The sequence below is a fragment of the Flavobacterium sp. GW821-FHT11G01 genome, from assembly GCF_058808175.1.
Window position 1 is genome coordinate 392,416 of record NZ_JBXARK010000001.1, and the last position, 12,804, is coordinate 405,219.

A 12,804-nucleotide genomic window follows, 5' to 3' on the forward strand; every position below is an offset into this window, starting at 1 on the left:
TCAAACGTATTTCCATATCGGATGTTTGTCAATTAATTTCTAAAACGCCAGAAAAACTCAATTTCTGGCGTTTTTTGGTAATTTAAGATATTGGTTTTTACTGGTATTTCTTATCTGTAAGCGTTTTCATAAAAGCAACAAGCGCTTGTTCTTCTTTTACTGTTAAATTTAATTTATCAAATGGCAGTGTTTGGTTTTCTACTTCATAACCTAAACCTTGTCCGCCTCCTTTGTTGTAAAATGAAACAACTTCTTCTAAAGTTTTAAAAACTCCGTTATGCATATAAGGAGCAGTTACAGCGATGTTTCTAACTGTCGGTGTTTTGAATGCACCTACCAATTGAGGCATTTTATTGTATAGATATCTTCCTAAATCTTGGCTTAGTTTTTTCCCTGAAGCTTCGTTTGGAGTTCCAATTACTTCATGTTCGGTTTTGGAATAACTAGGAGGAACGGTTCCATTAAATAAAGGTGTGAAATGACAGGTTGCACATTTCGCTTTTCCCATAAAAAGATTCATTCCTTCAATTTCCTGATCATTCAAAATATTTTTTTCTCCTCTCATATAAAGATCAAATCTAGAATCAAATGAATTTAAAGATCTGACATAACTTGCAATAGCATTTTGAATTTGCCACACTTCTGCTTTTGAGGTTTTTGGATATGCTTTTTTGAACAGTTTTATGTATTCTTTGTCTAGCAGAATTTTAGCGTGAATATTTTCCATAGAGCCATGCATTTCATCCTTATTCTGAATTACATCAACACTTTGTTTTTCTAAATCTAACTGGCGCATATCCCAAAACTGGGCATTTTGCAAAGAAGCATAAGTTAAGGTAGGAGTGTTTCTGGCTAAATTAGATCCGGTCAAAGAAATATTAGTTTTTAGACCATCTGTAAATGCTTTTTCGGGATGATGACAGTTAGCACAGCTTCTATCATTGCTTTTTGAAAGGCTTTTGTCATAAAACAATTTTTCTCCTAAAACTGATTTTTCAACTGTAAAATTATACTCCTCTGAAAGAACAAAACTGTTGACATCAAAAGCATCTTTATCGAATAAAGTTTCAATAGTTGGCTTTAAAGGACTGTTTTTGTTTACGTTTTTAATATTTTCTTCTTTTTGAAAAGCTTTAATCTTCTTCGAAATCGGATTTAAATATTCGGTTATAAAGAAGGCTCTGTTAAAGTTATTGAAATTATTGTTTTTGGCGCAGTAGGTTTGTGCTTTTTGTGTCAATTTTTTTATTTCCGACAATGATTTGTTGTTAGAATTGATTTTTTCCAAAGATCCAGGAATTACAATTAAACTTTCTCCAGCTTCTAAAATGGAGGATTGCAAAATTGGACTGTCAAAGCCTGTAATTCCTAAGGTAATTACTCTAAAAACATTTTGTTCTATTGCATCCAGAACATAATCGTCGCTAATCGTTATAACTTCAAATGTACTTGTTACTTGTTTGATATTAGATTGAAAAATATGCAATTCCCTGATTATGTTTTCTTTGTTTTCTGGTTGATATTCAGGATAAATCATTTCTTCTATGACTTGAAAACCATGTGGCTCAAAAGATTTGTTCTCTTCTAATTCCATTTCATCTAATGCCGGTCCATTCATAAATCTTGCTGTATCCGGGATAAAATATTCAATCGCCCATTCTACTTTTTTATAAACTAAACGACATTTTTTAAATTGGGTTAAAATTTCTTTTTGTGATGAATTCTTATTTACAAGTTTTTCGAATTGAATGATTTCATTGTTTAGTTTGGTTAATTCAATCAGTAAGTTTTGTTTAATAGTTGTTTTTGAAACTTCATTTTTTTGACATGAAAATAAAAAACAAAGCATTAAAAAGAGAAAAGTAAAGTGTTTTAATTTCATAATAGTATTGTAATAGAAACAACCCTTATCAAAAATAAGGGTTGTTAATAAATAGTTTTTGGACTTAATTATTATCGTTGTACGTTTCTTATAATAACGGTTTGCCCACCTTCTTTCACTTTACTAACTCCTGAACCATCAGCATTTTCAAATTTATCTAATTGCCAGGTATGTGGGTGAATATTTAAAGTAAAAGTATCTGGAACACCAATTATATCTGATATATCATTCATCGCACCATACTCCCAACTACCTAATTTCATTTCACCACTTTGATTATATAAAGTATTCCAAGCCACATCTGTTCTTTTATGGTTCATGTTTAACCACGCTTTATTTTGTTTTGTAGCGATATTGTATTGCCAGATATAAGAATCATGTTTAGCATCAGCATAATAACTGTCTCCATCTTCCTGAATGTAAACGAAATTCTCAGTCACACATAAGTTATCTGGATTGATAATTCCGGTTCCCGGTGTGCTATCACCTTCTACAGCTAATTCTAATGTTCCTTTAAGCGGATCATTAGCATCCATTTTAAGTTTATAAACACGTCCCCACATGGTATAGCCATCTACAGGAGCGTTCGAAGTAGCTTGTCCGGTAGCTGTAAAGTAAACTTCTCTATTATTGCTGGCACTTCCTTTTCTGTAATCAACATCTTCGACTCTTGAAAAACGAATTGCTCCTAAAGAGTTTACTGTAGTATTGATAACTGCACCTGTTAAGTTTTTAGCATTCGGAATTTCAACAAATGAAACTGGATATGAATTGTTTAAAGTCATAGTGGTTTCTACCTGATTTCCATCTGTTCTTTTCAAAGCATATAATTTTCCGTTTGTAAGATCGCCGACAGTTGTACTCATGTACATAATTAACTGTCCTGCACTTGCGTGAGCAGTTGTGTAAGACTGATCTTCACCAATAATAATAATTGTTTTTCCAGGATAAGCTTCTTTTGTCAATGGAACCGCATTTTCCATACTTGCCTTTCCTAAAGCAGGTAAAATTCTATCCGTTCTGCTTTTATCTGTTGTTAATCCTAGTGGATTAATTCCGTGAACCATACTTTCCTGATTAGTTTCTCCGGCAGTTAAAAAAATCGGACCAAATCCGTGTATTTCCGGTGTTACTAAAGTTGCAGAGCACAAACGTGTCATACCACCAACTGCGTCTACAATATATTCTCCTTTTACAGGTTTGAAAGTTTTATCTAAATAAACTCTTGAAACAGATTGTACTATTTCGTGGTTTGTAATCATAATATAGCCTTCTCCATTAGGATTTTTCATTATTCCGGCACCATCAGGTTGAGCTCCATAAACAAACGAAGGTGATTGAGGTAATACATCAGAACTAGCAATTAAAGTGCTAATTTTTAAGCTCTCAAAACCTGTCATTGGATAAACAAAAGCAGGAACTTGTGAATGAGTAGTAAAGTCGATGTCAGCATTAACATCCTTTGAAGAATCTTTGTCATCATTTTGACAACTAATTACAGAAAGACCTGTAATACCTAGCAACGCGATTGATTTGAAAAAATTAAGTTTCATAACTGTTTTTTGTTTTTTTGATTAAACAAATCTATCCTCAAAAAACAAAATGTATGTTATGTTAATCTTTTAAAATTGCTATTAAATAATAAGGTATGTATTACTAAAAAGTAAATTTTGTAGTCTGAATGTAAATTTAAGCTTCATAAATAAATCTTAAAATTATTTAAAAAGCTGATTTAAGTTAGTCTCTCTTTTTTCTTTCAATTTTTTCACAATCTTCAAAAAAGCAATTGCTGTAATGTAAGCATCGCCTAAAGCTGTGTGACGATCCTTTTTAGAAATATCAAATTTGTCAGCAAGATCATCTAAGGTGTAGTGGTCTTTTCGCTCAAATAAATGAGATTTTATTAAAGTCTTTTTGTATAAATATGCCGTGTCTAATCGATGATTTGTCAGTTCAGACAAACCATTTCTTTCTAAAGCTTTATTAATCATTGTTACATCAAAAACAGTGTGATGCGCGATAATAATAGAATCTCCTAAAAAATCTAAAAATTGTTGTAAAGCTTCTAATTCACTCGGACGCTTTAGAACAAAAGCTTTTAAAATTCCATGGATTTGAGCGGTCGATTTATCATAATGATCTTGTTCAATGTAGACTTCAAAACTATTTTGAATAGCAATAATTCCATTTTGTAAAACAAGCGCACCAATGCATAAAATTCGGTCATTTTCGTAGTCGAAACCGGTAGTTTCGGTATCTAAAACAACAAAACGAGTTTCTTCAATAGTAAGATTTTCATCAAATAGATTTTCTTCTTTTTTCCAAAAATTAAATAAACTCATAGCTATACTACGTTTGAAACATTAAATCTTACACTAATTAATTCCTGAAGTTCTTTTATGGTTTTAAAAGTTCTTTTGAGCTTTATTTTTTCCATTTTTGATAACGATTCTAAGGCAATAAATTGTCCTGAATCATGATGTAAAAGTCCTTGTTTGGTTCTGAATTTCAACAAAGCTTTGAAAGAATAAGAGCATGACAAATACAATTCACTATTAGTAGGTTCCAGCTCTGCTAACTTCTCAAAACGTTCTGCGGTATTGCTTATTGATTTAACCGAATGTGATAAAATCAAGACACGAGCGGCATCGGTCAAAGGCATCAAAGCTCTTCTTTTAATGTCAAAATTGTCTTTATTGGCTCCGTCTTGCTCTACCAAAAATTGCCTGAAAAAACCTGTAGGCGACGGGCTTTGCAAAGCACCACTAACCAAGTGAACATAAAAAATCGGATTTGCTTTTACATCTTCAAAAATGAAATCAGATAATTGACTAGCGATTTCCGTATCACCAAAAGTTACGCTGTAATCGAAAAATATAAACGATAATAAAACTTCATTTTTCCCCGGATTTGTAATCCAATGGTGTACCTGACCTTTCCATTCATCAAGGCTCATACACCATTTTGGGTTAGAAGCCATCATTTCGGCTGGACAATAATCATAGCCAATGTCAAAAAGCCCTTTATTAACAAGCGAGGCAAACTTTAAAAAGTATATTCTGGTTTCGTCTTTAAAAACTTCAGAAACATTTTCATAAACAATTGCATTATCCTGATCAGTATGCAGCATTTGCTCGCTTCTCCCTTGACTTCCTAATGCCAGCCATGCAAATTTTACCGGTGGCGGGCTGCTCATTTTCTCAATACACATTTCGATAACACGTGTAGTGCAGGCCTCATTTAATTCGGTGATGATTTTAGAAATTAGCGTCATCGGAATATTTTGATCTAAATAACCCTGAAGCAATTGCATAATTCTGTTTCTGATTGGCTTAATTTCTTTGATTTTTTTTGTTCTTTTTAAAGCTTTAATCAAAACAGCCGGATTATTTCCCAACGCTACCATAACGTCATGTTTCGATAGAATTCCAACAGCTTTCGTATTTACAGTACCGTCTTTCGTCAAACACAAATGACTAATGTTACTTTTCATCATCGCCATTTGAGCTTCGGTAACCGTCATTTTTTTTGGATATGTAATTACCGGTTTTGTCATTATGGCTTCGGCCGTTGTCAAAATCGAGTAATCTCCGGTAACGATTTTATTACGTAAATCTTTATCGGTTAAAATACCTATCGGAAGCATTTCATCAACAATTAATATCGCCCCAACTTTTTTCTTGTTCATGATTTTGGCAACATCTCTTGCCGTGGTTGATGGTGAACAAGTCACAATTTTTTTCGAATATTTTATTGGGGTTAAATCAAAAGAATTGGTATGTGAATGCATTGTATCATGAACATCATCATCACCATACAATTTATCTTTATGAATATCAGAATACGGATTTCGAGTGTTTGAAGCGTAACTTTCGATCAGGAAATTCCCAACGGTTCTGTTCTCTAAAGCATATGGTTTGAAAACGTCAATCGGAATAGCGTATAAAATACTTTCTTCATGCGCTACAGCTTCCATAATATAGTTTTCCTGTGCCAAAAGCGGACGTAATCCAAAAATATCACCTTCATCACACATATCCAAAACCGTGTTTTTTGTACTTTTCTTTAAAGCCACTGCGCCTTTATGAACAACATAAAAAGAATCATGTGTTTTTTCGTTTTCAGCAAAAATAACGGCATCTTTATCTTTATAAATAATCGAAATTTGTTCTGAAAGCTTTTCTAAATCCATTTTGTTTAAAAAGCTAAAAGGAGGGAAGTCCTTTAAAAAGTCGGCAACTCTATGTGATATGGTATTTTTCATTGGTTTGATTAAAGTTCTAAAATACTATTTAAAATAGAAATGTAAAAGAAACACCTCTTATTATTTTGAGATGCTAAGTTTCTAAGCTGCTAAGACACTAAGTTTTCGTTAAATGGCTAAAAAATATTTAGATAGCAAAGAAAAACTTAATGTCTTTGTGCCTTTGTGGCAAAAAAAAAGCCCCAATTGGGACTTTAACTTTTATTCAACTTTAAAAACTTTACCGCGTTGCTTTTCTTCAGAACCCACCATTCCGAATTCAAAAGTGTATGAATCTTTCGAAGTTGTTAAAATTTTCATGCTGATTGCTTTTTCCTCAGCCATATTTTTTGGATGTTTCTTTTGCAAAATATATTCACAGTCACTTACCCAACGAACGGTTGAGGTATCTGTTTTGCCGTCAAAAGTTTCGATTTCAATATTGTCTTTTCTTTCAAAAAAAGTTGTTTTTTTTACGCCGTTTACTTCAAATTCAAATTTGAATTTTCCAGTTTTAAAATCTTTACAGTTGTGTTCGGCGTTATAACAAGAAACTAAAGCCAATACCGGAAATAAGAATAATATTTTTTTCATTTTAAATAAGTTGTTTTTTTAGGAGCTAATCCTGCTGTCTGCTATCTTTTGTGGCCTTGTTAAAAAGACGAGGCCACAAAAGGATGCCGCTTCCATCAGGGCTAGAAAGATCTCGTATTCATAAGATAGAGTATTACAATAGATACAATTATGACATTAAGAAAACTTAAAAAATATAAATTTCGTTTCCTGTTTTTATCAGCTTGTTCATCAGCTAATTTTGTTCTGCAAAAGCGAATCAGAATCCACCACCAAAGCCCTCCAAAATAAGTATGAAATTCTATCATTTCAATCTTTGTAATTCATCATCTGTAAAGTTCTTGATTTCTTTTTCTTTGGCAAACTTTTCGGCATTGTAATTTCCAGATTTATTCTTCGGAATCGATAAACTTTCCCAATCGCTATTTTTCAATTGTTTTGCATAAAAAACAATTTGACCAACATGGTACGGATAATGTGCTAATTGACGATTTATCGCTTCAATTACAGTATGGCCTTCATTTCTAATATAAATAATATCCGAAAGTTGCTCGGGTTTTAAACTGCTTAGAGCAGTAAGAAAACAATCCCAGCCTTTATTCCAAATCAATAAAACTTCATCTTTCGATTGTAAGTCATTTTCGAATTCGGCATCACGATTACGCCATTCTTTTTCGCCATCAGAAGTTAAAAAATCTGTCCAACGCGAAAGCATATTGCCTGAAATGTGTTTTATGATAGTTGCAATACTATTGGTATCTTCATTTATTTGGATAAAAAGCTGTTGCGGTTCTAATTGATCCATCGCTTTTTCGCCCAGCATTTTGTAATACAAAAATTGTTTTTTAACGCTTTCTAAATACGATTCAGTCGTTTCCATACTTTATACAATTTTGATGTCATACTTATCTAAAAGTCCTACAATTCCCTGAGTTGAAAATTGTGCTTTTCGCATCGGATTAAATTCGGGATCAATTTTATAATTGTAAGCCGTTCTAAAATCAACAGCTGCCAATTGTGTTTCATTAAAAATAGCACCGTCTAAATTGCAATTGTCAAAAACCGAACTAGTTAAATTGGTTCCTATAAAAGCAACTTCTTTTAAAGAAGAGTTGATGAACTTAGTTTTAGGCATTTTTTTGTTAGAGAAAATAGCATAATCTAAAGCACTTTCTTCAAAATATACCTGAAACAAAAAATCGTCACATTCATTAAAAGCAATTCCTAAAAGTTTGCAGTTTTTAAAAGTAATATTTTTTAAACTTGTATTATATAAACTTGTCATTGAAAGATTGCAATCGATAAACTCGCAATCTAAAAAAGTATTGTTAGCAAAATTGCTGTTAGAGAAATCACAGTTTTTAAAGACACAATCTTCAAACTCCCGATTGTTTATTTTTTTGTCAATGTAACTGACTTTTTCGAAGGTTTTCTGAATGTGAATTAGACTTTCCATGTAATTTTAAAAAAGAGATTAAAGGTTTGTTAAAAGAGCAACTTAATCATTGAATAGTCCTTTCATAATGGTTTTTAATCCGTAAAAAATCAAAAACATAGCACTTAAACAAGCCACAATTCCAATTCCTAAAACCAAATAATGCCAATTTGTATGTTGATTCATAAAAGCGTTATAAATCAACGAAGGTCCAATAAATAATAAAGGCAATGAACCTGATAAATATTTAATTCCTTTTCCTAATAGTTCTTTATTTGTTGCCATTTTTTTATTTCAGGTTTGAAAAAGTTTCAGATTTCAGGTTGACAAACTTTGCGACCTTGTTAAAATACATTTTACTGAAAAACTTTTTACTTTAGTAATTATCAACAGCATTTCGCACACTGCCGTATTTTTTCAATAACTCAGACGCTTCGTCATAAGAAACCGGAATTTCTTCCATTATCATTTTTACACCACGATCGACCAATTTAATATTACTCAATTGCATATCGACCATTTTATTTCCTTTCACTTTTCCAAGCTGAATCATTGCGGCAGTCGAAATCATATTCAGGACTAATTTTTGAGCTGTTCCGGCTTTCATTCTGGAACTTCCTGTAATAAATTCAGGCCCAACTACCACTTCAATAGGAAATTGCGCTGTTAACGCTAAAGGACTACCAGCATTGCATGTAATGCATCCCGTAACGATATTATTTTGATTACAGGTTTCTAAACCACCAATAACATACGGCGTAGTTCCAGAAGCTGCGATACCAATAACAATATCAATTTCACTGATATGGTAGGATTTTAAGTCAAGCCACGCTTGTTCAGCATTATCCTCGGCATTTTCTACTGCGCGACGAATGGCTGTATCGCCACCGGCAATGATTCCGTTAACTAAATCAAAAGGAACTCCAAAAGTAGGAGGACATTCAGAGGCATCAACAACACCTAATCGCCCGGATGTACCAGCGCCTATATAAAAAATCCGCCCTCCAAGTTTTAATTTGGCTACAACTTGTTCTACTAAAGCTTCAATTTGTGGAATTACTTTTTCGACAGCATGAGGAACAGTTTTGTCTTCTTGATTAATATTGGTAAGCAATTCATTGACAGACATTTTTTCTAAATGTTCATACTTTGATGCTTGTTCAGTTGTTTTGGTAAATGTCATTTTTGCGCTGTTATTGGACCTGCCAAAATTAATCTTTTTTATTTCAATCTCGAAATTTCAGCAGCAAAGTCACAAAGATTTAATTTCTTTTTATTTTTTTGCTGTAATTTTCATCTAAACAATGACTTTCTTATGTCCTTGCTAATAAAAGAACTAAAATATTATAATTGTTAGATATTTTTACTCAATTATAAAACCTGAAACGTTTTTTGCGTGAGGGATAGGAGCTGGCTACCGAAGTAGCGCGGATAGCCCGGCAGTATTTAAGAAAAGGCCCAATGAACGCAAAGTTGATTGGGCCTTTTCTTAAATACTGACACGCCCTAATTATAATAAGAATGCCAATAAAATACCGAGAACGATCATGGAAACTTTGGCGACATTGAATTTATGTCCTTCACTGCTTTCAAAAATAATAGTTGATGAAATGTGAAATAAGATTCCGATGACAACGGCCGTTATTTCTGTATAATATTTGTTTAAAATGGGTAAATATTCAGATGCGATTGTGCCAAGTGGTGTCATAATAGCAAAAGTTAACATGAACGCAAAAATCGCTTTTTTGTTCAAATTTGCATTAATGAAAAAAGTGGTTAAAATCACCGCAATCGGTAAATGATGAATCGCAATTCCGAGTGCTAAACCATGATGATGGCTTACCGGAAAACCTTCTAAAAAAGCGTGAATACACAAACTAATAAAAAGTAACCACGGAATTTGAGACATTTGTGCATGCCCGTGAACGTGCCCGTGTTCAGCACCTTTTGAGAAAAATTCCAATACGATCTGAAATAAAATTCCGACCATAATAAATAATCCAATATTGTGATTGTGTGATTCGTAAACCTCAGGCAACAAATGCATTACGGTAAGCGATAATAAAAATGAACCGCTAAAAGCAAGTAATAATTTTAGATTGGTTTTGTTTTTTGGTTTTATAAACAAAGCCACAGCATAACCTAAAAGTACAGAAAATAAGGGTAGTAAGTAGTTCATTGTTTTGTTTAATCGGTTTTTGTTTAATCGTTTAATCGGTTTTGTTAGTTTGTTTAAAACGATTAAACAAATTAACAGTTAAACAATTAAACCTACTTAAAAATCATGATTAATCGTTCGCTTTCAGTTTTATGGAATTTTTTGAGTTTATAATCTCCAAAAATATCCAAAAGAAAAATACCGGCTTCGGCCATTAACTCTTCAAAATCTTTCAAAGTTAAAGCTTTTACTTTTTCGGTAAAATGATATTTATGTCCTTGATCTTCAAAATCTATTTCTTTAAAAATATGTCCATCTTCAACATATCTTTTAATTTGAAAATCGATTCCGTCAACGGTTTTAACTTCTTCAGGAACTAAAGTTTCGATTACCTGAGCAACATTCATAAAATCAATCACGGCAAAACCGTATTCAGATAAACTTTCTTTGATCGCTTTTAAAGTCGTCAGATTGTCGTCATCGCTTTCGAAATAACCAAAGCTGGTAAACAAATTAAAAATAGCATCAAATTTTTCTTCGAATGGCTCGCGCATATCATGCACTTTAAAATGCAGGGTTTCGTTGCTGTTTTTGCTGGCTTCGGCAATGCTGTTTTCAGATAAATCGGCGCCTAAAACGTCAAAACCAAGTTGGTTTAGGTAAATAGAATGACGGCCTTTTCCGCAGGCTAAATCCAATACTTTTGCTTTTTCAGGAAGATTTAGATAATGCGTAAGATTATCCATAAAAATCTGAGCCTCTCGGTAATTTCGGTCTTTATAAAGAATGTGATAATACGGAGTATCAAACCATGAAGTGAACCAGTTTTCGGTGTTGCGCTCCTGATTTGGTGTTGATGAGTTTGGTGCTTCAGACATTTATTCTATTTCAATTAATTCAAAGTACCGCAAATTTAGTGTATTTTTGCCGAAAAATAACTATTTCGCGAGGATACCTGTTTAAACGGTAATAAGTGTTTGCGATTGGAGTTGTTTTTTTAAACAAAAATAAAGATGGAAGAAAATTTTAGAATGATAGCCAAATGTTTTTTTGGTTTTGAAGAAATATTAGAGAATGAATTGCGCGCGCTTGGTGCTCAGGATGTCGAAAAAGGAGTGAGAATGGTAAGCTTTAAAGGCGATAAAGGTTTTATGTACAAAGCCAATTTATCGTTGCGAACTGCGCTTAAAGTTTTAAAACCAATTTACTCGTTCAGAGCAAACAACGAGCAGGCATTATACAAAGGAATTTCGGGCGTAAACTGGTCTAAACTTTTGAATGCCAATCAAACTTTTGTAATTGATGCAACAGTGCATTCTACTTATTTTAATCACTCAGAATTTGTTTCTCAGAAATGTAAAGATGCAATTGTAGATCAGTTTAGAGAAAGAACAGGTCAGCGTCCTAGCATTGATAAAGCTTTTCCGGATTTAAGAATCAACGTTCATATTGATAAAGATCAGGTTTCGGTAGCATTAGATACTTCAGGAAATTCATTACATCAGCGTGGTTACAGAACGGCTACTAATATTGCGCCAATCAACGAGGTTTTGGCGGCAGGAATTTTATTGTTATCAGGTTGGGAAGGTCAAAGTCACTTTTTGGATCCAATGTGTGGTTCAGGAACATTTTTGGCTGAAGCTGCGATGATTGCTTGTAATATTCCGGCAAACATCAACAGAAAAGAGTTTGCTTTCGAAAAATGGAAAGATTGGGATAATGAATTATTCGATCAGATTGTAGACAGTTTGATGAAGAAAACAAAAGAATTTCATTATACGATAAAAGGTTTTGATAAAGCGCCAAGTGCTGTAAACAAAGCCAAAGACAATATCAGAAATGCTAATCTGGAAGATTACGTTACAATTTCAGAAGATAACTTTTTTGACACTGAAAAAGCGGTTGAAGGAAAATTGCATATGGTTTTCAATCCGCCATACGATGAGCGTTTGGATATTCATATGGAAGAATTCTACAAAAATATCGGTGACACTTTAAAGAAAAGTTACCCGGGAACAAACGCCTGGTTTATTACAGCAAATCTTGAAGCTTTGAAATTTGTTGGATTAAAACCTTCCAGAAAAATAAAGCTTTTCAACGCAAGTCTTGAAGCACGTTTGGTTAAATACGAAATGTACGAAGGAAGCAAGAGAACGAAATTTCAAGTTAACGAAGAATAGGTACAAAGGCCCAGAGGTTCAGAGGTTCAAAGGAAAAAACTTTGTGCCTCTGAACCTTTGCAACTTTGAACCTTAAAAAGAAGAAAAAATGACAAAACTACAAGTAAGAGGTTTTTTATATCAATTAGGATGTTTCGCAATTTTATTTATTGCAGGGAGATTTGTAATTGCAAACTATACACAATTGACCGGAATCTGGATTCCGATGACAGCTTTTATTGTGGCGACTTTGATTGCGCCTAAATTTCAGGCGGTGAAAACTAAAGATGGGGAGAAACTTTTTATGAAATGGATTTTTATTAAAGGAATTAGAGAAATTGGATAATTAAAACA

At 33.0% G+C, this 12,804-nt stretch carries 13 protein-coding genes; 2 read left to right on the forward strand and 11 right to left on the reverse strand.

Annotation, left to right across the window (positions count from 1 at the left end; all coding sequences use genetic code 11):
- Positions 1-97: 97 nt before the first annotated feature.
- The 11 genes from AC1RRN_RS01695 to AC1RRN_RS01745 all read right to left on the reverse strand — a co-directional run bounded on the left by AC1RRN_RS01695 (position 98) and on the right by AC1RRN_RS01745 (position 11,169).
- The gene (locus AC1RRN_RS01695; RefSeq protein WP_492965622.1) at positions 98-1,882 is read right to left on the reverse strand and encodes a cytochrome-c peroxidase; all 1,785 of its coding nucleotides are present in this window, start codon (positions 1,880-1,882) and stop codon (positions 98-100) included.
- A gap of 71 nt (positions 1,883-1,953) precedes the next feature.
- On the reverse strand, positions 1,954-3,435 hold the full coding sequence (locus AC1RRN_RS01700) for a PhoX family protein (protein ID WP_492965623.1): 1,482 nt from the start codon (positions 3,433-3,435) through the stop codon (positions 1,954-1,956).
- Between the two features lie 162 nt (positions 3,436-3,597).
- Positions 3,598-4,224, reverse strand: coding sequence for a 3'-5' exonuclease (locus AC1RRN_RS01705; RefSeq protein WP_492965624.1), 627 nt, complete (start codon positions 4,222-4,224; stop codon positions 3,598-3,600).
- Positions 4,225-4,226: 2 nt separating this feature from the next.
- A complete protein-coding gene (locus tag AC1RRN_RS01710; RefSeq protein ID WP_492965626.1) occupies positions 4,227-6,146 on the reverse strand; it encodes a DUF294 nucleotidyltransferase-like domain-containing protein in 1,920 nt (639 codons plus the stop codon).
- Positions 6,147-6,347: 201 nt separating this feature from the next.
- Positions 6,348-6,719: a DNA topoisomerase IV gene (locus AC1RRN_RS01715; protein WP_492965627.1), complete on the reverse strand. Its 372-nt coding sequence runs from the start codon at positions 6,717-6,719 to the stop codon at positions 6,348-6,350.
- Between the two features lie 283 nt (positions 6,720-7,002).
- The gene (locus AC1RRN_RS01720; RefSeq protein WP_492965628.1) at positions 7,003-7,578 is read right to left on the reverse strand and encodes a DUF1572 family protein; all 576 of its coding nucleotides are present in this window, start codon (positions 7,576-7,578) and stop codon (positions 7,003-7,005) included.
- A gap of 3 nt (positions 7,579-7,581) precedes the next feature.
- Positions 7,582-8,154, reverse strand: a complete 573-nt coding sequence (locus tag AC1RRN_RS01725; protein ID WP_492965629.1) for a pentapeptide repeat-containing protein — start codon at positions 8,152-8,154, stop codon at positions 7,582-7,584.
- 42 nt (positions 8,155-8,196) lie between these two features.
- Positions 8,197-8,418 (reverse strand): DUF6095 family protein, encoded by a 222-nt coding sequence (locus tag AC1RRN_RS01730; protein ID WP_492965631.1) that lies wholly within the window; start codon positions 8,416-8,418, stop codon positions 8,197-8,199.
- Between the two features lie 91 nt (positions 8,419-8,509).
- Positions 8,510-9,316, reverse strand: coding sequence for an N-acetylmuramic acid 6-phosphate etherase (murQ, locus tag AC1RRN_RS01735; protein ID WP_492965632.1), 807 nt, complete (start codon positions 9,314-9,316; stop codon positions 8,510-8,512).
- 327 nt (positions 9,317-9,643) lie between these two features.
- Positions 9,644-10,312: a ZIP family metal transporter gene (locus AC1RRN_RS01740; RefSeq protein WP_492965633.1), complete on the reverse strand. Its 669-nt coding sequence runs from the start codon at positions 10,310-10,312 to the stop codon at positions 9,644-9,646.
- 92 nt (positions 10,313-10,404) lie between these two features.
- Positions 10,405-11,169 carry a class I SAM-dependent methyltransferase gene (locus AC1RRN_RS01745; protein ID WP_492965634.1) on the reverse strand — a complete coding sequence of 255 codons (765 nt, stop codon included), beginning with the start codon at positions 11,167-11,169 and terminating at the stop codon, positions 10,405-10,407.
- A gap of 135 nt (positions 11,170-11,304) precedes the next feature.
- On the opposite strand from AC1RRN_RS01745, the gene AC1RRN_RS01750 reads away from it, so the two are divergent.
- On the forward strand, positions 11,305-12,471 hold the full coding sequence (locus AC1RRN_RS01750; protein ID WP_492965635.1) for a THUMP domain-containing class I SAM-dependent RNA methyltransferase: 1,167 nt from the start codon (positions 11,305-11,307) through the stop codon (positions 12,469-12,471).
- Positions 12,472-12,559: 88 nt separating this feature from the next.
- A complete protein-coding gene (locus AC1RRN_RS01755; RefSeq protein ID WP_056185923.1) occupies positions 12,560-12,796 on the forward strand; it encodes a hypothetical protein in 237 nt (78 codons plus the stop codon).
- Positions 12,797-12,804 lie beyond the last annotated feature (8 nt).

Excerpts from the sequence above, each read along its gene's own strand:
- AC1RRN_RS01705 (WP_492965624.1), bottom strand. The coding sequence starts at position 4,224 with ATGAGTTTATTTAATTTTTGGAAAAAAGAAGAAAATCTATTTGATGAA.
- AC1RRN_RS01710 (WP_492965626.1), bottom strand. The coding sequence starts at position 6,146 with ATGAAAAATACCATATCACATAGAGTTGCCGACTTTTTAAAGGACTTC.
- AC1RRN_RS01720 (WP_492965628.1), bottom strand. The coding sequence starts at position 7,578 with ATGGAAACGACTGAATCGTATTTAGAAAGCGTTAAAAAACAATTTTTG.
- AC1RRN_RS01745 (WP_492965634.1), bottom strand. The coding sequence starts at position 11,169 with ATGTCTGAAGCACCAAACTCATCAACACCAAATCAGGAGCGCAACACC.
- murQ (WP_492965632.1), bottom strand. The coding sequence starts at position 9,316 with ATGACATTTACCAAAACAACTGAACAAGCATCAAAGTATGAACATTTA.
- AC1RRN_RS01700 (WP_492965623.1), bottom strand. The coding sequence starts at position 3,435 with ATGAAACTTAATTTTTTCAAATCAATCGCGTTGCTAGGTATTACAGGT.
- AC1RRN_RS01695 (WP_492965622.1), bottom strand. The coding sequence starts at position 1,882 with ATGAAATTAAAACACTTTACTTTTCTCTTTTTAATGCTTTGTTTTTTA.
- AC1RRN_RS01750 (WP_492965635.1), top strand. The coding sequence starts at position 11,305 with ATGGAAGAAAATTTTAGAATGATAGCCAAATGTTTTTTTGGTTTTGAA.
- AC1RRN_RS01715 (WP_492965627.1), bottom strand. The coding sequence starts at position 6,719 with ATGAAAAAAATATTATTCTTATTTCCGGTATTGGCTTTAGTTTCTTGT.
- AC1RRN_RS01725 (WP_492965629.1), bottom strand. The coding sequence starts at position 8,154 with ATGGAAAGTCTAATTCACATTCAGAAAACCTTCGAAAAAGTCAGTTAC.
- AC1RRN_RS01755 (WP_056185923.1), top strand. The coding sequence starts at position 12,560 with ATGACAAAACTACAAGTAAGAGGTTTTTTATATCAATTAGGATGTTTC.
- AC1RRN_RS01740 (WP_492965633.1), bottom strand. The coding sequence starts at position 10,312 with ATGAACTACTTACTACCCTTATTTTCTGTACTTTTAGGTTATGCTGTG.
- AC1RRN_RS01730 (WP_492965631.1), bottom strand. The coding sequence starts at position 8,418 with ATGGCAACAAATAAAGAACTATTAGGAAAAGGAATTAAATATTTATCA.